The organism is Citrobacter sp. RHB35-C21 (assembly GCF_013816515.1).
Lineage (GTDB): Bacteria > Pseudomonadota > Gammaproteobacteria > Enterobacterales > Enterobacteriaceae > Citrobacter > Citrobacter braakii.
The window spans coordinates 381,811-401,160 of sequence record NZ_CP057147.1; the positions used below are offsets into that span (position 1 = coordinate 381,811).

Genomic DNA, 19,350 nt, shown 5'->3' on the forward strand with positions numbered 1-19,350 from the left:
ATTCTCATTTACACTTTGCGCAGAAATTGAACGGGAGCGATCATGTACGTTTGTTTGTGTAATGCGATAAGTGATAAAAAAATACGTCAGGCTGTTCGCCAGTTTCATCCTCAGTCCTTTCAGCAATTGCGTAAATTTATTCCTGTTGGAAATCAATGCGGTAAGTGCATTCGTGCTGCCCGCGAAGTCATGCAGGATGAATTAACGCAAATGCCAGAATTTAAAGAGATCGCCTAAGTCACACTCTTTTTTTTGACATCCCTGTAGCCCCATCTACGCTCTAAGAGTGGAAGCGGAGGGACTATAAAATGAAAGGTGATGTTAAAATCATAAATTATCTCAATAAACTATTGGGAAATGAGCTTGTCGCAATCAACCAGTATTTTCTCCATGCTCGTATGTTCAAAAACTGGGGACTGACTCGCCTCAATGATGTTGAGTACCATGAATCTATCGATGAGATGAAACACGCTGATAAATATATCGAGCGTATTTTATTCTTAGAAGGGCTCCCAAACTTACAGGATCTTGGTAAGTTGGGTATAGGCGAAGATGTTGAAGAGATGCTGCAATCCGATCTTCGACTCGAACTCGATGGGGCAAAAGATTTACGTGAAGCCATTGCCTATGCCGACAGCGTCCATGACTACGTTAGCCGGGATATGATGATCGAAATCCTTGCTGATGAAGAAGGTCACATTGACTGGCTGGAAACGGAGCTGGATCTGCTCCAGAAGATGGGACTTCAGAACTATCTTCAGGCACAGATTCGCGAAGCGTAGACGCAAACTTTGCAGAGCGGCAGGCCTGCCGCTCCTTTCAGTACCCGATAACACCTGAGCTTTGCGCGCTGAAAATCAACCAGCCTGCCAGTCCAAGCCATGGACCGAACGCAATAAGCGGTATCGACGTCCTTCGGGTAAGGCGTAGGATCAGCCACCAGACAATGCCCAGCAACGATGCAGCGAGTAAAATGGGCGGTAGCGCTGGCCATCCACACCAGGCACCCATCGCCGCCAGTAGCTTAGCGTCACCCAGGCCGATGCCCTCTTTGCCCGCGAGTATTTTGCATCCCCACCAGACCAGCCATAGCGTCAGATAGCCAGCGACAGCGCCGTACAGCGCGTCGGATAACATCTCTCTGTCGTAAACACTGTGATACATCAGACCGAGCCAGAGCAGCGGCTGCGTCAGCACATCCGGCAGCAGGTACGTCCGGAGATCAATTTGCGCCAGCGCGAAAATAAACCAGAACAGCGTCATGATGGCAATCGCATCTGACATTGAAGGGACAAACGCGGCGCTAAGCGCAAAAACACAAGAACACGCCAGTTCAGTCAGTGGGTAACGCCATGAAATGGGCTGAGCGCAGACCTGGCAACGCCCCCGCTGCCACAGCCAACTGAATAGTGGAATAGTGTTACGCACCGATAGCCTGTGCTGGCAGTGCGGACAGTGCGACGGAGGCCAGGCGATATTCCATGTTTCGCTGTGCCGATGCTCAATCATGATCGGCAGTCGATAAACCACTACATTCATAAAGCTACCGACTATCAGCCCGACAAGCGCCATTGCTGCAATGTTAATGAGTTCCGTCATTTCCCCACCGGATAGAGTTCAAGGGCTTCCACCGCAATCTCCCCGGCGACCGGGTGGGCGCTAAACGTGAGTTGCGAAACCTGTATTCCCTCATTTTGTAGGGTATTAAGCCACGCAAATAATGGTTCGGTTTTAACAACGGGAAGCGAGATCGCAAAATGATCGGGAGTGGATGTCACAACGCTGATATTCAAACCTGCCTGCTGCGCGCTATGTTGTATCAGCGCCGGATCGGTCTTTGTGCCAGGTCTGCTGGCAACTAATCCGCTACGCTGAATCGCCTCATTTACCCACAGGATCTCACTCCTGAGACGATCATTTTCCTGCCTCTGCTGTGCAATAGCGTTATCCAGGGGCTGAACCACGCCGTACCAGAATCCCACCAGCAGACAGAAAACGGCGAGGAATATCAGACTGCGTTGCTCTCTGCCGTTTTTTTCGCTCCACCAGCTATTCATATTCATTTGCGCTCCTTCAGGGTCAGCCGGACGCTACCTGTCGTCCCTTCTGGCGGTTGAGTCAGGATAAATTCGTCGTTTGTCTGCACCATAAAGCGGCGAAGATGTTCCGGATCGCGAACGTTGAGCGTCAGGGTAAAAAGGCGTTGTTCGAACCGGTAGTTGACCTCGCGGATGGTAAGCCCCGGCAATGTGCTTAATCGGGTCTGAAGCTGAGTCAGTAACGTCAGCACATCCGGATAGCGATCCCTCGCGGACGATTCGAAGAAATATTTAAAATTGCTGTTGCGGTTATCACCTGGGAAATAGCGGTTCCACAGGGTGACACCTTCCGCTGAGAGCGCCTGTTTCTGTTGATGAAGCTGCCAGAGCATCACCCCTTTCAGCCCTGAGAAGAGCGCTATCGCCAGGGCAAATGTTGCTATGGCGGCATATTTCAGCAGACGCGGGGTCGGTTGTGTCGAGGGTAAAGGGCGGAAGCTGCCGTGTAATACGTTAATGTCCTGAATATTATCGCCATTGCAGGCGCATTCCAGCGGCGGCTGCCAGTCCAGGTATTCGACATGAGCGTGAGGCACAGGAAGCGGGCTGGCGCTGATGATTTTCTGCTCTGTATGGCTGGCGAGTAAATGCGTGAGCAGTGCCTCACTCAGCACGCCTGTTTTCCACGCGTCGTAACGGATTAACCATCGCTCATCTTGTTGTAGCAGACTCCAGCTATCCGTGACATACGGCAGCCAGAAACCATCCGGAACGATATGCGTCAACGTCACGCCAGCTGTGCGGAAAGTCGTCAATAGATCGTTCAGCGTGGTCCTGGCGATCCCGGCGAGATGGAGCGTGTTTTCTTCTCTGGCGAGAACCGTCCAGTGCAGGCTGTCTGTATCACCGACAACGGCGTCCTCCACCAGCCAGCCCAGCGTTTGTTCACTGATTTTGTAGTTTTCCGTCGGTAATTCGACGCGGCGAAAACAGAAATAATCAGGCGACAGGAACAGGCAGGCGTTACCGGCATCAGGCAGGTCGGCCAGCGCGTTTGGCTGGAGGTAATCCGCCTGTTCAACAATAACCGGAAGTTGTGCCTCGTTGGGGCAGCACCATTCCAGTTTTCCCGGCAGCGGACGTAGCAGTAATGTGTCTGGCGTCATTTAGTTCCCTTTAATGGTCGCGCGCCACGCTTTTGCGGGCTGTAATAAACAGAGCCTTTTTTTTGGGATCGTATTCCAGCTGGCTGATGGTGCTCCCGGCGCTATCGCCCTGTTCGATAGTCGTTTCAAGGCGGAAGTAACGACTGGTCGCCACCGCAATGCTTTTGAATGTGGTCTGCGACAGCTTATGAGTCGGATTATCCTTATCGAATGTCTTTAACAACGTCTCAATGCTGATTTTGCGTCCTTTGCGTGGGGTATCAAAAAAGCGCTCAATCTCGCGTGGCGGGACAGCATTACTGAGCATCGCCGCAATCAACGGTGCATCCCGGCGCGTCAGGGTGTTGATGTTGATTTTTAGCTCATCATCAGGCAGCGCGCAGAGTAGCGGGGAGATTTGCTGGTAAAGAGAAAGCGTCATCCCTTTGATTTGTTTGAGCTCACTGATTGACCAGATACGTCGTCCGCCAATGGTGTGGGGGTCGTTACTTGTCTGGTAATACTCATTTTCGGCACCGGAGGCGCGTGGAATATCGTCGTTATCGATGTAGTCGGCGATAGCATCAACCAGCGCCTCTGCCTGGGCATTGGTGACGCCAATGTTGTCCAGCAGTGCCAGAAAGACGCTCACGCTGGCGGGCGGCTCTTTCATTCGGTCGGTCGGGGCGTTAATCAGCGCATTAATGTTGTAACAGGCCTGCTCGTCAGATAGCTGCCAACTGACAACATCGCCGCTGGCGAGCTGAATACGCTGCGGCTGCGCCCAGAGCTGCTCGTGAGTGAGGTATTTCTCATTATCCCGCAGGTCCTGTTCAAGAATACGCATGGCCTGGCTTTCAGCCAGCTCTGCCAGCCAGTTTTGCTGTAGCCGCATCCGGGTGTAGCTGGTGCGTTTGAGGTTGATCTGGTAGCGCACGGTCATTTCGCTGGCCAGCGCCGCCATAATTGCCAGGATCATCAGCACTACCAGCAGCGCCACGCCCTTTTGCCGGGTCATTGCTGTTCTCCTGGCTGGCGGTTCTCTGGTAACAGCGTCAGACGAGTTATCGTGCCGGAATCAGCAAGTTTGAGAGTGACTTCCATCGCGCCAGGAGATGGAATTTTCGCCGTGTCCGTCCACGCTTTCTCTTTACCGTTGTAATAACGCAACGTGAAGGTGTTCACACCATTGAGCATCGGCTGAGTGATGGCCGGGGTTCTATCTTCCGGGTAGCGCCAGAGCGTGCGGTATAAAGTATGATCCTGCAGATACCACTGAACTCGCTGGATATCGGGCGCGCAGCAGGCGCCAGGATAACGGTTACTGCTGGCTGTCGTCAGCATCAGAGTCTCTTTTTCGCCCTGCAATTCGGTTACCGGCACCCGCTGTCGGATATCTTTATCCAGCAAATTGACGGTACGCACGATGGCGGAAAAACGCTGCTGATGCTTTTTGGTCTGCTCGTTACTGTCAATTGTCGTCGTCAGCATCTGCGCCGTCAGCAGGCTGAGCGTGGCGAACAGGGCAATAGCCAGTAAAACTTCCAGCAGGGTAAAGCCGCGCTGTTTCTCAGGGCCGGGAGACATTTTGCGGTCCTCCTTGCGGCGAGGGAATAAAGCGCTGCAGGCGGATCTGCTGTTTGTCCTCAAGAGCGACGTCTGCTGTCCAGGTGCTGAGGCCGGAAGCATCGGCGGGTGAGACTGTCAACGACCAGTCCCAGCGGCGTTTACCCATTATGCTGCTGCCTGTGGCGGTTTTAGCGGGGCTCTGCCCGGCCAGTTGATAGGTTTTGAGCACATTATCCGCTACCCAACCGGCAAGCACCTGTTCTTCCATTTTTGCGGTGGCGCTAACCTGACCGTGCAGGCTGTTGAGTAGCGCGAGAGAGCAGGTGGCGAAAATGAATATCGCCAGTAGCACTTCCAGAAGCGTCATTCCTGATTGCCTTTGGCTCATCGGCTTTCGCCTCGGGTGAGCACCAGCGGCAGCCCGCCGGTACTGGCGAGCGTGAACAGCAGCCTGTTATTTTTACGGCTGCGGATGTGTAGCGTAAACGGCGTAATTTCACCGTCCGGGTGAATCAGAATTTGCGGCGTACCGACGGATTGCCTGGCGAGCGACGCCGGGAACAGTGCCACCTGCCAGTCATTTTCCCACTTGCCTGCGGTCGCCAGGCGATAGAACTGGGTTGGCGTCTGCCAGCGATCGCCAATCGGTGTGACGATGCGCCAGCCTTGTTCGCGGATCTCGATGCCGGTACTGCGGTCCTCCATGGTTGACCAGTCAGCGGCATATTCAGTCAGTGCCGCCAGCTGTTCGGCTGCAGTAATAGCTTTCGCGGTATCATTTTGTCGCCCGTAGGTCATCATCACCAGCGAGGCGCCAAGCGCGATAATCGTCAGCACCAGAATGACTTCCAGTAGCGTGAATCCCTTCTGCCTCATTCCGATTATTTCGCTTTACCCAGTTCCCAGTTAGTAATGTCGTCAGCGGTGCCGGGTTCACCGTCCTGACCTGCGGAGAGAATATCGTAATCGCCGTGTTCACCAGGGCTAACCAGCAGATACTCATTACCCCAGGGATCCTGTGGCAGACGCTTGATATAGCCCTTCGCGTTGTAATTTTCTGGGATTGGGCTGGCGGTCGGTTTTTCGACCAGCGCCTTTAACCCCTGTGCCGTCAGCGGATAGCGATAGTTATCCAGTTTGTACATATCCAGCGCATTCTCCAGCGCCACGATGTCGCTGATGGCTTTCTGGTGATCGGCTTTGTCTTTATTGCCCATTAAGCTGGGGACGACCAGGCTTGCGAGGATGCCCAAAATAACCAGCACCACCATCATCTCCAGCAGCGTAAATCCTCGCTGCTTATGTGCATCACTATTCACGTTTTATCCTTAACTTACCAATGAGTTGAGTTGCAAAATGGGTTGCAGAACCGAGACGATGATGAACAGCACAATCATCGCCATCGTAATAATTAGCGCGGGTTCAAACAGCGCCAGCGTCAGCGCAATGCGGTTTTGTAGCAGTGTTTCCTGCTGGTCGGCGGCGCGCGCCATCAGCTCGCTGAGCTGGCCGCTTTTTTCCCCGGAGGCAATCATGTAGAGCATCATCGGCGGGAAGAGATCGCATTTTTCCAGGGCGAGATGAAAGCCTGAACCCTGGCGCACGCGCTCCGCAGCCTGACCCAGCCGCTGACTAATTTCTCGGTTACCGATGCCTTCGGTTGCCAGCGTCATCCCTTCCAGCAGCGGAACGCCGCTGATATTAAGAATGCTCAGGGTGCGCAAATAACGGGCGCAGTGGATAGCGCGCAGCAGGGCGCGACTGAGTTTGAAATCAAGAAGCCAGCGGTCAAGCAGATGCCGTTTGCCGGGGCGGGTGAGCCAGTGGCGAAACAGGAAACAGGCAATCAGCAGCAATGCGATTACCCACAATCCGTAGTGGCGCATGGCACCACTGATTGCCAGCAACACGCGCGTGGATATCGGCAGCGCTTCTTTCATATGCAGAAACTGCTCCACGATTTTGGGCACTACGGTGGTGAGCAGGATAGCGACGACGGCGATCGCCACGCTGGTCAGCAGGGAAGGATAAATCAGTGACTGGATGAGTTTACTGCGTGTTGCCTGGCGTAACTCATTGTAGTCAGCCAGCTTTTCCAGCACACAGCCGAGCTGTCCGCTTTTTTCACCGGCTTTTACCAGCGTGCGGTAAACGGTATCGAAGATCCGCGGCCAGGCGGCCAGCGATTCGGAAAGCGTATGTCCGGCGAGGATCCGTTCGCGCAGGTCGTGTAGCACCAGACCCAGTTTATTATTTTTGTTCTGCCGGCCAATAACGAACAGCGCCTCTTCAAGCGGTAGTGAAGCGTTGGCCAGCGTGGCGAGCTGGCGGGTGAACAGCGCCAGTTCACTGCCGCTAAGCCGTAAACGAGGCGTTTTTTTTACCGTCCGTAACAGCGAAATGACCTTTTTCTCATTTAACACCAGCGGGTGCAGACCCTGGGCGCGCAGCGCCTCGCGCGCCTCTTTGCTGCTGGCGGCATCCAGCGTTCCACGGTGAGTCGTGCCGCTTTCATCCATTGCCTGCCACTGATATTTCATCGCGTATCCTCTTGCGCAGAGGTGACCCGCATGACTTCCTCAAGCGTGGTCTCGCCCGCCAGCACGCGCAGCAGGCCGTTCTCCCGCAGGCTCCGGCTTTGCTGGCGCAGGCACTGTTCCAGGGCGTGTTCATCGGCGTCGCGATGGATGATGCTGCGCATAGTTTTATCCACCAGCATAATTTCATGAATCGCCAGTCGCCCCTGATAGCCTGTTCCCCGACATTCGCCGCATCCGCAAGCCTGCCAGATTGTCTGAGCGGTGGGATCGAGCGCGTGCAGGAGGGATTTCTGAGAGTCAGGAATGGGAGCATGTGCGCGGCAGGCCGGACAGAGGCGACGCACCAGGCGTTGGGCGATAACGCCGCTTAGCGATGATGAGAGCAGGAAAGGTTCAACGCCCATGTCCCGTAATCGGGTGATCGCACCGCAGGCGCTGTTAGTGTGCAGTGTGGAAAGCACCAGATGTCCGGTGAGCGATGCCTGAACCGCTATCTGCGCGGTTTCGGCGTCACGAATTTCGCCGACCATGACGATGTCCGGATCCTGGCGCAGGATGGCACGCAGTCCCCTGGCGAAAGACATATCCACCCGGCTGTTTACCTGGGTTTGTCCGACGCCTTCCAGCTCGTACTCGATGGGATCTTCGACGGTCAGGATATTACGCTGGGGGGAATTCAGCTCGGCGAGAATCGCATACAGCGTGGTGCTTTTTCCCGACCCCGTCGGGCCGGTGACGAGAATGATGCCGTGCGGCTGCTGTACTAAACCCTTCAGCCGCAGGCTATCCACCGGCGACATCCCCATATTCTCCAGCGTCAGGCGCAGACTGTTTTTATCCAGCAGACGCAGAACAGCTCTTTCGCCGTACTGCGAGGGCAACGTCGAAACGCGGACGTCAATATTTTTGCGTCCGAGGCGCAGGGAAATACGCCCATCCTGCGGCAGTCGTTTTTCGGCAATATCCAGTCGCGCCATTACTTTGATACGCGAAATCAGCAGCGGCGCCAGTTTTTTAGCGGGCTGAAGGACTGGCTTGAGGACACCATCGATACGAAAACGCACCACCAGCGATTTTTCGAAGGTTTCGATATGCACATCCGACGCGCCTTCCCTCACGGCTTCATGAAGAACCGCGTTGATCAGGCGGATAACCGGTGCGTCGTTTTCATCACTGAGCAGATCGGCGTTGTCGGGTAACTCCTCGCTCAGCGCCGTCAGGTCGATCTCCTGATCGATATCCTGGGCAATCTGCCGGGACTCTCCGGCGCCGTGCTGGAAAAGTTGCTCCAGGTGGTCGTCAAATTGCGCTGGCGTCAGGCGGCTGAAGCGCTGACAGGCAACGCTGGCCTCGAGCACGTTTTCCAGCGGCGTGTCGGTGCGGTAGAACAATTCATCCGCCGCGACCGCGATACCAAATTTTTGCCCCTGCGCGTAATTAAGCGGCAGAGGATGCTGGGGAGGAATGCGCGTCCATAAGTCAGTCATGTTGGATCATTCCCGGAAGGGATTGCGCGATGGCTGGTCGTTGGGCGCGTCGGTCGGCACATCGAAATTCAGCTCTTTAAGCATCGGGCGTTCTTCGTCCTTCACGCCGACCAATCCACTGGATTGCTTATCAATACGCTGCTGCTGTAAATCACGAAATCGGGTGTACTTATCCTTTGAGAGCGAACGATAAACCTCGTCGTCGCGAATAATGGTCGGCCTGATAAAGACCATTAAATTACGCTTCGCATTTTCCGTTGAGGTGTAGCGGAATAGCTGTCCGAGAACAGGGATATCGCCCAGCAGCGGTACTTTGGAAACCTGCTCTTTGCTTGAATCATCCAGCAGGCCACCCAGCACCACGGTTTCGCCACTTTTGACCAGCACGGCATTCTGGATAGTACGGGTGTTGAACGTCGGACCGAGATCGCTGGCGTTACCGGAGGCGGTATCGACGCTCGACACCTCCTGCTCGATCTCCATCAGCACCGCGTCGCCTTCGTTGATTTGCGGTGTGACCTTCAGTTTGGTGCCGACGGTTTTACGTTCGACCGTATTAAAGACGTTGTCGCCGGAGGTCGTTTGCGAGCCGGAAAGCACCGGCACATCCTGGCCGACATTAAACGATGCTTCTTTGTTATCCAGCGTCACAATGCTGGGGGTGGCGAGGATATCGTTTTTGTTGTCGGAGGAGATCGCGGTGAGCAGGACGCTCCAGTCCCCCTCAAAGAAGCCCGTCGCCAGGCCGTTAAAACTGCTTAACGCGCTGGCGATAGGGTTGTCGCTGGTCATCGAACCATTTTTATCAAACTGGCGCGCGCCTCTTGAGGCGTCGAAAATCGGCAGCCCCGTTTTGGTAAACTGCTGACCGCCGACGTTGCTGTTGGCCCACTGCACGCCAAGATTCAGGCCGTTTCCATCCTGGACTTCCACAATGATGGCTTCAACCAGTACCTGTGCGCGGCGAATATCCAGACGAGCGATGACTTTTTCCAGCTCCTGCATGGTGCTCTGGTCTGCGGTAATGACCACCGAGTTGGTTTGTTCATCGGCGTTAATCGAGACATCCCGGGAAGGGGTAGCCACGCTCTGCGAAGACGACTGCTTGTCTTCCGTCAGTTTGGTTGACACGCCGGTCAGCACTTCAACGATTTTAGTGGCTTTGGCGTATTTCAAATAGAACACGCGAGTATTGCCCTGCGTGGTCTGTTCGATATCCAGTTTAGCGATTAAAGATTTCATCCGCTGGCGCACATTGTCCGGCCCGCTGATAAGAAGGGCGTTGGTGCGCTTGTCGGCGACAATTTTAGGCAGCAGGATCTGCGTTGGGTTTTCCTTTGACTCTTCGCGAATCAGGCTGTTAATTACGTCAGATAAATCAACTGCCGAGGCGTAGCGCAGTTTGATAAGCTCACGTTCCTGAGTACCGATAACATCGACCCGTTTCACAACCTCAAGGATGCGATTGACTATATTGGCTTTACCGGTGATCAACAGCGCATTAGAAGGATCATAGTGTACGACGTTGCCGATGCCGCCGCTGTCCATCATCTGGCGTAATAGCGGAGCCAGATCGCGTACCGGGACATTTTTCAGCGCCACGACGCGGGTGATAAATTCATCGCCAACCGCCGGTTGCGACTGTGCCAATACTTTTCCCGGCGCGGTCTTAAGCGTTGCGGAGCGAACAACCTTCAGCAGGCCGTTATCCAGGGTGATAACCGAGTAGCCGTAGATATCGAGAACGCTGAGAAAAAACTGGTAGTATTCCTCCTCGTTGAAACTGTCAAAGCTGCGAACGGAGATTTTTCCCTGGACGGACGGATCGATCAGAATGGTTTTGCCCATTTGCTTACTGACCGAGGTAATAAACTCCCGGAGATCCGCATCCTGGAAGTTTGCCGAATATTGCGCTGACATGGTTTGAAATGGAAAGGAGCAAAACTGTAGCGCCAGTATCCATGCAGCCGTTTTTTTAATTCCTTTGCGCAATTTTGTCGTCCTTAAGGTTAATCATTCTCAGTAACGGATACATTCACCAACGCTTCCTGACCGTTTCGTATCACGGTAAACTGGGCAGAGTTTAAGGTTACAAATTCCTGTAGTGCCGCTTTTGCTGACGTTTCCTGAGTTAGCGGATGGTTGTTCATTTTGATCGCAATATCGCCAGGCCTGAGTCCGGTTGCTATAAAACGTTCAATCGGACCACGGGCGTTTAATCTGATGCCCTGTAGCGCTTCCTGCTGATAGATAAAGTTAGTAATAATGATGTCGCTGAGGGAATGTGGCGCGCTGTCATGTGGCAGCGATGGTGCCGGTGCCCTGGAGGATATATCAGGCTCATCAATAAAATCGATGCGTTGCCGGGAGCCATTGTTATCAATCGTCACGCTATTATTATCAATATCCGTAATTTTTACGTCAGGGAGATCGTCAAGCTTATCTCCGGTACTGTAAAATTTTGCTTTCTCATTAATGGTGATAATAGCCTGTGAACGTGTTTTTAGCGTGCTCGCAATAATGCCATTTAGCTGGAGATTGAGCATCGAATTTTTAATTGAAACATTTTCTTTATTATCAGTCGCATTTTCCCTACTGTTTTTCGGTAAATTCATTGGCAGCCTGAGGGCAACGGACGTTATTGATTGACTGGTTTTGTTTTTCGTATTGATAAAATCAATAAATAATCTATAGGCATATAACGAATGAATAATAACAATGACACCGACAAAAAACATAACGCAGTACAGCACATCGTTACGCTTTCTCTTAAATATAAAGGTAAATTGCTTCGCGATAACATCCATTGTTAATAGCACGCCTGTTCTTTTCGGGAGAAGCATGATATAGGCTTACTTTCAGGTTTTCAATTTAATCGTCGGAACATGTCGATTAATTTAAATATAAAAAATTGATAATATTTACCTGACATATAATGAGTTAAATGCCCGCATCAATTACTGGAACTTATCGATGACTGAACGCGAATTACCGTATGCAATTTACTCTTTTTCGCAACATACCCTTATCAAGAATATCTTTATTCATGAGTTGGGCGCTGGCGATGTGGGCGTATTATGCGGCAAACCAGGGGGTGGTAAATCGACGCTTATTTATCAGTTAGGTAAGAATTTTCCCGGCAGGGTAGTGGTGTTTACCGCCACTGGTTTCTCTGGTTTCTGTCAATTGACACACACGGCGTGTACGCACGGAAAACTCCAGCCAGACTGGCGAGATGTGAGAATTAGCCGTTTCTGGTCAACGCTGATGCCTGCCCTTAGTCCGGCAACGCAACCAATAATAATTGTCATTGATAATGCTGACGCACTCACCAGACATCTTCCGGCATTTGTCGATAATTTCCGTCATCTGGCGGCTTCATTTGACGCTGGCGCCAGCTTGCTACTGGTGGGGGGCGAAGCGCTCAGGCGTAACCGACGACTTAAACGGCGTGTTACGCTATCGGCGATCATCGCTGCGCCGACGGACGATGAATATCTTGATTTTATGCATCAACAGCAACTGTGTGAGGCGGATGGCGAGCCTGTGCGGATGCGTCATGAATTTGTGCGCAAAGCGGTTCGGGCAGTGCAGGGAAACCTGGCGTTGCTGAGGCGCATCGCCCGGGCGGCGAGAAAAATAGCAACGGACAGGCAAGCGGATGTGTTAACCGCTCAACAGGAAAGATTGTTGCTGGAAACATTTACTCTCCGCTCTTGCGTATTGCGCAAGGGAATACTGCCCGGACTTTACGCTGCGCTGGCTTTGACGTTCGGCTGGCTGGCGGTCGATGTTTTTCCCCTTCAACTTCCTCTGCCCGCCGGGTTAACGGTGGCGATGACGCAAAAAAAGGAAAACCTGCCGGATATTGGCGACGCACGGGGAGGATTACGCGATGCCATGCAGCAATTATTCAGCGTCTGGGGATTCGACACAGCGCATGACGAGGCATGGTGTGACCAGGCCGATCGCGCTGAGTTGGTGTGCGAAAGCGGCAAGGAACGTTTAGATAACCTCATCAGGCGCGGGTTGCCGTGGATCGCGCATTTGAATATCGATAAACAACCGGTCTACGGTGTTGTGATGCGTGTATCAGGAAACGAGCTGGATCTTATCATTGATAATAAAACCTGGATCGTCAGTCAGGAGTGGCTGGCGAAGCACTGGCAGGGAAATTATACCCTGATGCTCAATTTAACGCCTGACAGGAAAATGCAGATCGGTGAAAAGAGTCCGGCGGAAACCATCATCTGGTTTGATACGATGCTGAGCCGCGCGCTGGGCGTTCCCGGCGATAAATCAGGCTCATGGACGCCATGGTTAATCGAAAAGGTCAAAGCATTCCAGCAGCGGGAGAATTTGCCTGTGGATGGTAAGCCGGGAAAAGAGACGCTGATAAGGCTACGTCAGAGTCTTGGAGACGCGCCGGTATTAATCAATGAGGCGGCACCTGTGCTCACACATGTGTCATCTAAGGAGCGTATGTGATGATGCACATCTATCAACCCATTGATGCGAAAACAGTGTTGAGTTGCCGCTGGCGGCAGGCGCTGCGTTCCTGTTGCTGGCTGTTGTGGGTCAGCCTGATGCTAATGTGCGGCTACTACGGACATTATGTCTGGTTGGTGCGCCATCCGACAACCGCCATGCAGGGAGTGCCCGATTCTCAGGCGTATCGACTCTCGGATGTGCATTACATTTTTAAGCGGAAGCCTCTGCCGATACGCATCGATTTACCCACCCAAAACGAAGAGGGTGACAGTATGTTGGAAGAGATACCCTATGATGAAGCATTCGGGCAGGAAGCGCCGGATGGCGAAGTATTGCGCTCACGTGTGCAACAAGCGCTGAGAGAAATCGATGGCAAATAGCCATAATCACTTGCATCCGTACTGGCTATACGTATAATACGCCAGCCTGTCAAATCTGACGGGTAGTTCGATATGAACTGTGGCGGTTTACCGTCAACAACGCTCCCAATCAGGGGGCTACGTAAGAACGGTTACACTCTCCCATCAATCGTAATGGGTTTGAGGAGTAACTATTTCGTCTATAAAATAATTGGAGCTCTGGTCTCATGCAGAACCAAAGAATCCGTATCCGTTTGAAAGCGTTTGATCATCGTCTGATCGATCAATCAACCGCGGAAATCGTCGAGACTGCCAAGCGCACTGGTGCGCAGGTTCGTGGTCCGATCCCGCTGCCGACCCGCAAAGAGCGTTTCACCGTTCTGATCTCCCCGCACGTCAACAAAGACGCGCGTGATCAGTACGAGATCCGTACTCACAAGCGTCTGGTTGACATCGTTGAGCCAACTGAAAAAACCGTTGATGCTCTGATGCGTCTGGACCTGGCTGCCGGTGTAGACGTGCAGATCAGCCTGGGTTAATCAGGTCATCGAGCGATTGAGAGGTTGATACAATGATTGGTTTAGTCGGTAAAAAAGTGGGTATGACCCGCATCTTCACTGAAGATGGCGTATCTATCCCAGTAACCGTTATCGAAGTTGAAGCAAACCGCGTTACTCAGGTTAAAGATCTGGCTAACGATGGCTATCGCGCTGTTCAGGTTACCACCGGTGCTAAAAAAGCTAACCGCGTAACTAAGCCGGAAGCTGGCCACTTTGCTAAAGCTGGCGTAGAAGCTGGCCGCGGCCTGTGGGAGTTCCGCCTGGCAGATGGTGAAGAATACACCGTTGGTCAGAACATTAGCGTTGAACTGTTTGCTGACGTTAAAAAAGTTGACGTAACCGGTACCTCTAAAGGTAAAGGTTTCGCTGGTACCGTTAAGCGCTGGAACTTCCGTACCCAGGACGCTACTCACGGTAACTCCTTGTCCCACCGCGTTCCGGGTTCTATCGGTCAGAACCAGACTCCGGGCAAAGTGTTTAAAGGCAAGAAAATGGCAGGTCAGCTGGGCAACGAACGTGTAACCGTTCAGAGCCTGGACGTAGTACGTGTTGACGCTGAGCGCAACCTGCTGCTGGTTAAAGGTGGTGTTCCGGGTGCGACCGGTTGCGACCTGATCGTTAAACCAGCTGTGAAGGCGTAAGGGGATAGCAATGGAATTAGTATTGAAAGACGCGCAGAGCGCGCTGACTGTTTCCGAAACTACCTTCGGTCGTGATTTCAACGAAGCGCTGGTTCACCAGGTTGTTGTTGCTTATGCAGCTGGTGCTCGTCAGGGTACTCGTGCTCAGAAGACTCGTGCTGAAGTAACTGGTTCAGGCAAAAAGCCGTGGCGCCAGAAAGGTACCGGCCGTGCGCGTTCAGGTTCTATCAAGAGCCCGATCTGGCGTTCAGGTGGCGTGACCTTCGCTGCTCGTCCACAGGACCACAGTCAAAAAGTTAACAAAAAGATGTACCGCGGCGCGCTGAAAAGCATTCTGTCCGAACTGGTACGTCAGGATCGTCTGATCGTTGTCGAATCATTCTCTGTAGAAGCGCCTAAAACTAAGCTGCTGGCACAGAAACTGAAAGACATGGCTCTGGAAGATGTGCTGATCATCACCGGTGAGCTGGACGAAAACCTGTTCCTGGCTGCGCGCAACCTGCATAAGGTTGACGTACGCGATGCAACTGGTATCGACCCGGTTAGCCTGATCGCCTTCGACAAAGTCGTAATGACTGCTGATGCTGTTAAGCAAGTTGAGGAGATGCTGGCATGATTCGTGAAGAACGTCTGCTGAAAGTGCTGCGCGCACCGCACGTTTCTGAAAAAGCGTCTACTGCGATGGAAAAAACTAACACCATCGTTCTCAAAGTTGCTAAAGACGCGACCAAAGCAGAAATCAAAGCTGCTGTGCAGAAACTGTTTGAAGTCGAAGTCGAAGTCGTTAACACCCTGGTAGTTAAAGGGAAAGTTAAACGTCACGGACAGCGTATCGGTCGTCGTAGCGACTGGAAAAAAGCTTACGTCACCCTGAAGGAAGGCCAGAATCTGGACTTCGTCGGCGGCGCTGAGTAAGTCGGAGGAGTAATACAATGGCAGTTGTTAAATGTAAACCGACATCTCCGGGTCGTCGCCACGTTGTTAAAGTGGTCAACCCAGAGCTGCACAAGGGCAAACCTTTTGCTCCGCTGGTTGAAAAAAACAGCAAATCCGGTGGTCGTAACAACAATGGCCGCATCACCACTCGTCACATCGGTGGTGGTCACAAGCAGGCTTATCGTATTGTTGACTTCAAACGCAACAAAGACGGTATCCCGGCAGTTGTTGAACGTCTTGAGTACGATCCGAACCGCTCCGCGAACATCGCGCTGGTTCTGTACAAAGACGGTGAACGCCGTTACATCCTGGCCCCTAAAGGCCTGAAAGCTGGCGACCAGGTTCAATCTGGCGTTGATGCTGCAATCAAAGCAGGTAACACCCTGCCGATGCGCAATATCCCGGTTGGTTCTACCGTTCATAACGTAGAAATGAAACCAGGTAAAGGCGGTCAGCTGGCACGTTCCGCTGGTACTTACGTTCAGATCGTTGCTCGTGATGGTGCTTATGTCACCCTGCGTCTGCGTTCTGGTGAAATGCGTAAAGTCGAAGCAGACTGCCGTGCAACTCTGGGCGAAGTTGGCAATGCTGAGCATATGCTGCGCGTTCTGGGTAAAGCAGGTGCTGCACGCTGGCGTGGTGTTCGTCCTACCGTTCGCGGTACTGCGATGAACCCAGTCGACCACCCACATGGTGGTGGTGAAGGTCGTAACTTTGGTAAGCACCCGGTAACTCCGTGGGGCGTTCAGACCAAAGGTAAGAAGACCCGCAGCAACAAGCGTACTGATAAATTCATCGTACGTCGCCGTAGCAAATAATTTTAGAGGATAAGCCATGCCACGTTCTCTCAAGAAAGGTCCTTTTATTGACCTGCACTTGCTGAAGAAGGTAGAGAAAGCGGTGGAAAGCGGAGACAAGAAGCCCCTGCGCACTTGGTCCCGTCGTTCAACGATCTTTCCTAACATGATCGGTTTGACCATCGCTGTCCATAATGGTCGTCAGCACGTTCCGGTATTTGTTTCCGACGAAATGGTCGGTCACAAACTGGGTGAATTCGCACCGACTCGTACTTATCGCGGCCATGCTGCTGATAAAAAAGCGAAGAAGAAATAAGGTAGGAGGAAGAGATGGAAACTTTAGCTCAACATCGCCATGCTCGTTCTTCTGCTCAGAAGGTTCGCCTTGTTGCAGACCTGATTCGCGGTAAGAAAGTGTCGCAGGCTCTGGATATTCTGACCTACACCAATAAGAAAGCGGCTGTACTGGTCAAGAAAGTCCTGGAATCTGCCATTGCTAACGCTGAACACAACGATGGCGCTGACATTGACGATCTGAAAGTTACGAAAATTTTCGTAGACGAAGGCCCGAGCATGAAGCGCATTATGCCGCGTGCAAAAGGTCGTGCAGATCGCATCCTGAAGCGCACCAGCCACATTACTGTGGTTGTGTCCGATCGCTGAGACTCTGGAGACTAGCAATGGGTCAGAAAGTACATCCTAATGGTATTCGCCTGGGTATTGTAAAACCATGGAACTCAACCTGGTTTGCGAACACCAAAGAATTCGCTGACAACCTGGACAGCGATTTTAAAGTACGTCAGTACCTGACTAAGGAACTGGCTAAAGCGTCTGTATCTCGTATCGTTATCGAGCGTCCGGCTAAGAGCATCCGTGTGACCATTCACACCGCTCGCCCGGGTATCGTTATCGGTAAGAAAGGTGAAGACGTAGAAAAACTGCGCAAAGTCGTAGCGGATATTGCTGGCGTTCCTGCTCAGATCAATATCGCCGAAGTGCGTAAACCTGAACTGGATGCAAAATTGGTTGCTGACAGCATCACTTCTCAGCTGGAACGTCGTGTTATGTTCCGTCGTGCTATGAAGCGTGCTGTACAGAACGCAATGCGTCTGGGCGCTAAAGGTATTAAAGTTGAAGTTAGCGGCCGTCTGGGCGGCGCGGAAATCGCACGTACCGAATGGTACCGCGAAGGTCGCGTACCTCTGCACACTCTGCGTGCTGACATCGACTACAACACCTCTGAAGCGCACACCACTTACGGTGTAATCGGCGTTAAAGTGTGGATCTTCAAAGGCGAGATCCTGGGTGGTATGGCTGCTGTTGAACAACCGGAAAAACCGGCTGCGCAACCTAAAAAGCAGCAGCGTAAAGGCCGTAAATAAGGAGCGTCGCTGATGTTACAACCAAAGCGTACAAAATTCCGTAAAATGCACAAAGGCCGTAACCGCGGTCTGGCGCAGGGTACGGATGTTAGCTTCGGCAGCTTCGGTCTGAAAGCTGTTGGCCGTGGTCGTCTGACTGCCCGTCAGATCGAAGCAGCACGTCGTGCTATGACCCGTGCAGTTAAGCGTCAAGGTAAGATCTGGATCCGTGTATTCCCGGACAAACCGATCACTGAAAAGCCGCTGGCAGTGCGTATGGGTAAAGGTAAAGGTAACGTGGAGTATTGGGTTGCCTTGATTCAGCCGGGTAAAGTCCTGTATGAAATGGACGGCGTACCGGAAGAGCTGGCCCGTGAAGCATTCAAGCTGGCAGCAGCGAAACTGCCGATTAAAACCACCTTTGTAACTAAGACGGTGATGTAATGAAAGCAAAAGAGCTGCGTGAGAAGAGTGTTGAAGAGCTGAACACCGAGCTGCTGAATCTGCTGCGTGAGCAGTTCAACCTGCGTATGCAGGCTGCAAGTGGCCAGCTGCAACAGTCTCACCTGTTGAAGCAAGTGCGTCGTGATGTCGCACGCGTTAAGACTTTACTGACTGAGAAGGCGGGTGCGTAATGACCGATAAAATCCGTACTCTGCAAGGTCGCGTTGTTAGCGATAAAATGGAGAAATCCATCGTTGTTGCTATCGAACGTTTTGTGAAACACCCGATCTACGGTAAATTCATTAAGCGTACGACCAAACTGCACGTACATGACGAGAACAACGAATGCGGTACTGGTGACGTGGTTGAAATCCGCGAATGCCGTCCGCTGTCCAAGACTAAGTCCTGGACGCTGGTTCGCGTTGTAGAGAAAGCCGTTCTGTAATACAGTAGGCATTCTCAACGAATAAACGGCTCAGCGATGAGCCGTTTATTTTTTCTACCCATATCGTTGAAGCGGTGTTATAATGCCGCGCCCCCGATATGGGGCTTTTTTAACGACCTGATTTTCGGGTCTCAGTAGTAGTTGACATTAGCGGAGCACTAAAATGATCCAAGAACAGACTATGCTGAACGTCGCCGACAACTCCGGTGCACGTCGCGTAATGTGTATCAAGGTTCTGGGTGGCTCGCACCGTCGCTACGCAGGCGTCGGCGATATCATCAAGATCACCATCAAGGAAGCAATTCCGCGTGGTAAGGTCAAAAAAGGTGATGTGCTGAAGGCGGTAGTGGTGCGCACCAAGAAGGGTGTTCGTCGCCCGGACGGTTCTGTCATTCGCTTCGATGGTAATGCATGCGTTATTTTAAACAATAACAGCGAGCAACCTATCGGTACGCGTATTTTTGGGCCGGTAACTCGTGAACTTCGTAACGAGAAGTTCATGAAAATTATCTCTCTGGCACCAGAAGTACTCTAAG

28 protein-coding genes are annotated in these 19,350 nt (G+C 52.4%); 16 read left to right on the forward strand and 12 right to left on the reverse strand.

The window, feature by feature from the left end:
- Positions 1–42 precede the first annotated feature (42 nt).
- The gene (bfd, locus tag HVZ39_RS01780) at positions 43–237 is read left to right on the forward strand and encodes a bacterioferritin-associated ferredoxin (RefSeq protein ID WP_003031111.1); all 195 of its coding nucleotides are present in this window, start codon (positions 43–45) and stop codon (positions 235–237) included.
- A gap of 71 nt (positions 238–308) precedes the next feature.
- Positions 309–782, forward strand: a complete 474-nt coding sequence (bfr, locus tag HVZ39_RS01785) for a bacterioferritin (RefSeq protein WP_016154761.1) — start codon at positions 309–311, stop codon at positions 780–782.
- A 37-nt stretch (positions 783–819) separates the two neighbouring features.
- Here the strand turns inward: bfr and HVZ39_RS01790 are convergent, their stop codons facing one another.
- Genes HVZ39_RS01790 through gspC form a run of 12 tightly spaced genes read right to left on the reverse strand, consistent with a single transcriptional unit; the run spans position 820 to position 11,587 of the window.
- Complete coding sequence (locus HVZ39_RS01790) at positions 820–1,599, reverse strand: A24 family peptidase (RefSeq protein ID WP_181633163.1); 780 nt, start codon at positions 1,597–1,599, stop codon at positions 820–822.
- Complete coding sequence (locus HVZ39_RS01795; RefSeq protein ID WP_181633164.1) at positions 1,596–2,063, reverse strand: type II secretion system protein M; 468 nt, start codon at positions 2,061–2,063, stop codon at positions 1,596–1,598. The genes HVZ39_RS01790 and HVZ39_RS01795 overlap by 4 nt, the downstream gene beginning before the upstream one ends.
- Positions 2,060–3,205, reverse strand: coding sequence for a type II secretion system protein GspL (gene gspL / locus HVZ39_RS01800; protein ID WP_181633165.1), 1,146 nt, complete (start codon positions 3,203–3,205; stop codon positions 2,060–2,062). The genes HVZ39_RS01795 and gspL overlap by 4 nt, the downstream gene beginning before the upstream one ends.
- Positions 3,206–3,215: 10 nt before the next feature.
- Complete coding sequence (gene gspK, locus HVZ39_RS01805; RefSeq protein WP_181633166.1) at positions 3,216–4,202, reverse strand: type II secretion system minor pseudopilin GspK; 987 nt, start codon at positions 4,200–4,202, stop codon at positions 3,216–3,218.
- On the reverse strand, positions 4,199–4,771 hold the full coding sequence (locus tag HVZ39_RS01810) for a type II secretion system protein GspJ (protein ID WP_181633167.1): 573 nt from the start codon (positions 4,769–4,771) through the stop codon (positions 4,199–4,201). The genes gspK and HVZ39_RS01810 overlap by 4 nt, the downstream gene beginning before the upstream one ends.
- On the reverse strand, positions 4,755–5,141 hold the full coding sequence (gene gspI / locus HVZ39_RS01815; RefSeq protein ID WP_142418365.1) for a type II secretion system minor pseudopilin GspI: 387 nt from the start codon (positions 5,139–5,141) through the stop codon (positions 4,755–4,757). The genes HVZ39_RS01810 and gspI overlap by 17 nt, the downstream gene beginning before the upstream one ends.
- The gene (gene gspH, locus HVZ39_RS01820) at positions 5,138–5,629 is read right to left on the reverse strand and encodes a type II secretion system minor pseudopilin GspH (RefSeq protein WP_181633168.1); all 492 of its coding nucleotides are present in this window, start codon (positions 5,627–5,629) and stop codon (positions 5,138–5,140) included. Before gspH ends, gspI begins: the two co-directional genes overlap by 4 nt.
- A 5-nt stretch (positions 5,630–5,634) precedes the next feature.
- Entirely contained in the window at positions 5,635–6,027 is a 393-nt protein-coding gene (gspG, locus tag HVZ39_RS01825) for a type II secretion system major pseudopilin GspG (RefSeq protein ID WP_249419339.1), read from the reverse strand.
- Positions 6,028–6,081: 54 nt separating this feature from the next.
- A complete protein-coding gene (gene gspF, locus HVZ39_RS01830) occupies positions 6,082–7,293 on the reverse strand; it encodes a type II secretion system inner membrane protein GspF (RefSeq protein WP_181633170.1) in 1,212 nt (403 codons plus the stop codon).
- On the reverse strand, positions 7,290–8,780 hold the full coding sequence (gspE, locus tag HVZ39_RS01835; RefSeq protein ID WP_181633171.1) for a type II secretion system ATPase GspE: 1,491 nt from the start codon (positions 8,778–8,780) through the stop codon (positions 7,290–7,292). Before gspE ends, gspF begins: the two co-directional genes overlap by 4 nt.
- A gap of 6 nt (positions 8,781–8,786) precedes the next feature.
- Positions 8,787–10,739 (reverse strand): type II secretion system secretin GspD, encoded by a 1,953-nt coding sequence (gene gspD / locus HVZ39_RS01840; RefSeq protein ID WP_225622916.1) that lies wholly within the window; start codon positions 10,737–10,739, stop codon positions 8,787–8,789.
- 50 nt (positions 10,740–10,789) lie between these two features.
- Positions 10,790–11,587 (reverse strand): type II secretion system protein GspC, encoded by a 798-nt coding sequence (gene gspC / locus HVZ39_RS01845; RefSeq protein ID WP_181633172.1) that lies wholly within the window; start codon positions 11,585–11,587, stop codon positions 10,790–10,792.
- A 166-nt stretch (positions 11,588–11,753) separates the two neighbouring features.
- Here gspC and HVZ39_RS01850 point away from each other — a divergent pair, with 166 nt between their 5' ends.
- From HVZ39_RS01850 to rplN, 14 genes are all read left to right on the forward strand, one after another.
- Positions 11,754–13,268 carry a peptidoglycan-binding protein gene (locus tag HVZ39_RS01850; protein WP_181633173.1) on the forward strand — a complete coding sequence of 505 codons (1,515 nt, stop codon included), beginning with the start codon at positions 11,754–11,756 and terminating at the stop codon, positions 13,266–13,268.
- Positions 13,268–13,651 carry a hypothetical protein gene (locus HVZ39_RS01855; protein WP_181633174.1) on the forward strand — a complete coding sequence of 128 codons (384 nt, stop codon included), beginning with the start codon at positions 13,268–13,270 and terminating at the stop codon, positions 13,649–13,651. The genes HVZ39_RS01850 and HVZ39_RS01855 overlap by 1 nt, the downstream gene beginning before the upstream one ends.
- Before the next feature lie 206 nt (positions 13,652–13,857).
- The gene (gene rpsJ / locus HVZ39_RS01860; RefSeq protein ID WP_001181005.1) at positions 13,858–14,169 is read left to right on the forward strand and encodes a 30S ribosomal protein S10; all 312 of its coding nucleotides are present in this window, start codon (positions 13,858–13,860) and stop codon (positions 14,167–14,169) included.
- Positions 14,170–14,201: 32 nt separating this feature from the next.
- The gene (gene rplC, locus HVZ39_RS01865; RefSeq protein WP_003031117.1) at positions 14,202–14,831 is read left to right on the forward strand and encodes a 50S ribosomal protein L3; all 630 of its coding nucleotides are present in this window, start codon (positions 14,202–14,204) and stop codon (positions 14,829–14,831) included.
- 10 nt (positions 14,832–14,841) lie between these two features.
- Positions 14,842–15,447 (forward strand): 50S ribosomal protein L4, encoded by a 606-nt coding sequence (rplD, locus tag HVZ39_RS01870; RefSeq protein WP_003031119.1) that lies wholly within the window; start codon positions 14,842–14,844, stop codon positions 15,445–15,447.
- On the forward strand, positions 15,444–15,746 hold the full coding sequence (gene rplW / locus HVZ39_RS01875; protein WP_000617546.1) for a 50S ribosomal protein L23: 303 nt from the start codon (positions 15,444–15,446) through the stop codon (positions 15,744–15,746). Before rplD ends, rplW begins: the two co-directional genes overlap by 4 nt.
- A 17-nt stretch (positions 15,747–15,763) precedes the next feature.
- Positions 15,764–16,585, forward strand: coding sequence for a 50S ribosomal protein L2 (gene rplB, locus HVZ39_RS01880; protein WP_016154746.1), 822 nt, complete (start codon positions 15,764–15,766; stop codon positions 16,583–16,585).
- Positions 16,586–16,601: 16 nt separating this feature from the next.
- The gene (rpsS, locus tag HVZ39_RS01885) at positions 16,602–16,880 is read left to right on the forward strand and encodes a 30S ribosomal protein S19 (RefSeq protein WP_001138115.1); all 279 of its coding nucleotides are present in this window, start codon (positions 16,602–16,604) and stop codon (positions 16,878–16,880) included.
- A 14-nt stretch (positions 16,881–16,894) separates the two neighbouring features.
- Positions 16,895–17,227 carry a 50S ribosomal protein L22 gene (gene rplV, locus HVZ39_RS01890; protein ID WP_000448832.1) on the forward strand — a complete coding sequence of 111 codons (333 nt, stop codon included), beginning with the start codon at positions 16,895–16,897 and terminating at the stop codon, positions 17,225–17,227.
- Positions 17,228–17,244: 17 nt separating this feature from the next.
- Positions 17,245–17,946 (forward strand): 30S ribosomal protein S3, encoded by a 702-nt coding sequence (rpsC, locus tag HVZ39_RS01895; RefSeq protein ID WP_000529945.1) that lies wholly within the window; start codon positions 17,245–17,247, stop codon positions 17,944–17,946.
- A 12-nt stretch (positions 17,947–17,958) separates the two neighbouring features.
- Positions 17,959–18,369: a 50S ribosomal protein L16 gene (rplP, locus tag HVZ39_RS01900; RefSeq protein ID WP_000941212.1), complete on the forward strand. Its 411-nt coding sequence runs from the start codon at positions 17,959–17,961 to the stop codon at positions 18,367–18,369.
- Positions 18,369–18,560 (forward strand): 50S ribosomal protein L29, encoded by a 192-nt coding sequence (rpmC, locus tag HVZ39_RS01905; protein ID WP_000644742.1) that lies wholly within the window; start codon positions 18,369–18,371, stop codon positions 18,558–18,560. Before rplP ends, rpmC begins: the two co-directional genes overlap by 1 nt.
- A complete protein-coding gene (gene rpsQ, locus HVZ39_RS01910; RefSeq protein ID WP_003031120.1) occupies positions 18,560–18,814 on the forward strand; it encodes a 30S ribosomal protein S17 in 255 nt (84 codons plus the stop codon). Before rpmC ends, rpsQ begins: the two co-directional genes overlap by 1 nt.
- Positions 18,815–18,977: 163 nt before the next feature.
- Positions 18,978–19,349: a 50S ribosomal protein L14 gene (gene rplN / locus HVZ39_RS01915; protein WP_000613954.1), complete on the forward strand. Its 372-nt coding sequence runs from the start codon at positions 18,978–18,980 to the stop codon at positions 19,347–19,349.
- The last annotated feature ends 1 nt before the right edge of the window (position 19,350 follow it).

Bases quoted from the DNA above. Each gene is read 5' to 3' on its own strand.
- gspH (WP_181633168.1), bottom strand. From the start codon at position 5,629: ATGAGGCAGAAGGGATTCACGCTACTGGAAGTCATTCTGGTGCTGACG.
- rplC (WP_003031117.1), top strand. From the start codon at position 14,202: ATGATTGGTTTAGTCGGTAAAAAAGTGGGTATGACCCGCATCTTCACT.
- rplP (WP_000941212.1), top strand. From the start codon at position 17,959: ATGTTACAACCAAAGCGTACAAAATTCCGTAAAATGCACAAAGGCCGT.
- gspL (WP_181633165.1), bottom strand. From the start codon at position 3,205: ATGACGCCAGACACATTACTGCTACGTCCGCTGCCGGGAAAACTGGAA.
- rplB (WP_016154746.1), top strand. From the start codon at position 15,764: ATGGCAGTTGTTAAATGTAAACCGACATCTCCGGGTCGTCGCCACGTT.
- gspK (WP_181633166.1), bottom strand. From the start codon at position 4,202: ATGACCCGGCAAAAGGGCGTGGCGCTGCTGGTAGTGCTGATGATCCTG.
- bfr (WP_016154761.1), top strand. From the start codon at position 309: ATGAAAGGTGATGTTAAAATCATAAATTATCTCAATAAACTATTGGGA.
- HVZ39_RS01810 (WP_181633167.1), bottom strand. From the start codon at position 4,771: ATGTCTCCCGGCCCTGAGAAACAGCGCGGCTTTACCCTGCTGGAAGTT.
- gspF (WP_181633170.1), bottom strand. From the start codon at position 7,293: ATGAAATATCAGTGGCAGGCAATGGATGAAAGCGGCACGACTCACCGT.
- gspE (WP_181633171.1), bottom strand. From the start codon at position 8,780: ATGACTGACTTATGGACGCGCATTCCTCCCCAGCATCCTCTGCCGCTT.
- gspI (WP_142418365.1), bottom strand. From the start codon at position 5,141: ATGAGCCAAAGGCAATCAGGAATGACGCTTCTGGAAGTGCTACTGGCG.
- rpsC (WP_000529945.1), top strand. From the start codon at position 17,245: ATGGGTCAGAAAGTACATCCTAATGGTATTCGCCTGGGTATTGTAAAA.
- rpsQ (WP_003031120.1), top strand. From the start codon at position 18,560: ATGACCGATAAAATCCGTACTCTGCAAGGTCGCGTTGTTAGCGATAAA.
- rplW (WP_000617546.1), top strand. From the start codon at position 15,444: ATGATTCGTGAAGAACGTCTGCTGAAAGTGCTGCGCGCACCGCACGTT.
- rplD (WP_003031119.1), top strand. From the start codon at position 14,842: ATGGAATTAGTATTGAAAGACGCGCAGAGCGCGCTGACTGTTTCCGAA.
- gspC (WP_181633172.1), bottom strand. From the start codon at position 11,587: ATGGATGTTATCGCGAAGCAATTTACCTTTATATTTAAGAGAAAGCGT.
- rpsJ (WP_001181005.1), top strand. From the start codon at position 13,858: ATGCAGAACCAAAGAATCCGTATCCGTTTGAAAGCGTTTGATCATCGT.
- rpsS (WP_001138115.1), top strand. From the start codon at position 16,602: ATGCCACGTTCTCTCAAGAAAGGTCCTTTTATTGACCTGCACTTGCTG.
- HVZ39_RS01850 (WP_181633173.1), top strand. From the start codon at position 11,754: ATGACTGAACGCGAATTACCGTATGCAATTTACTCTTTTTCGCAACAT.
- HVZ39_RS01855 (WP_181633174.1), top strand. From the start codon at position 13,268: ATGATGCACATCTATCAACCCATTGATGCGAAAACAGTGTTGAGTTGC.
- rpmC (WP_000644742.1), top strand. From the start codon at position 18,369: ATGAAAGCAAAAGAGCTGCGTGAGAAGAGTGTTGAAGAGCTGAACACC.
- gspG (WP_249419339.1), bottom strand. From the start codon at position 6,027: ATGATGGTGGTGCTGGTTATTTTGGGCATCCTCGCAAGCCTGGTCGTC.
- HVZ39_RS01790 (WP_181633163.1), bottom strand. From the start codon at position 1,599: ATGACGGAACTCATTAACATTGCAGCAATGGCGCTTGTCGGGCTGATA.
- rplN (WP_000613954.1), top strand. From the start codon at position 18,978: ATGATCCAAGAACAGACTATGCTGAACGTCGCCGACAACTCCGGTGCA.
- HVZ39_RS01795 (WP_181633164.1), bottom strand. From the start codon at position 2,063: ATGAATATGAATAGCTGGTGGAGCGAAAAAAACGGCAGAGAGCAACGC.
- rplV (WP_000448832.1), top strand. From the start codon at position 16,895: ATGGAAACTTTAGCTCAACATCGCCATGCTCGTTCTTCTGCTCAGAAG.
- bfd (WP_003031111.1), top strand. From the start codon at position 43: ATGTACGTTTGTTTGTGTAATGCGATAAGTGATAAAAAAATACGTCAG.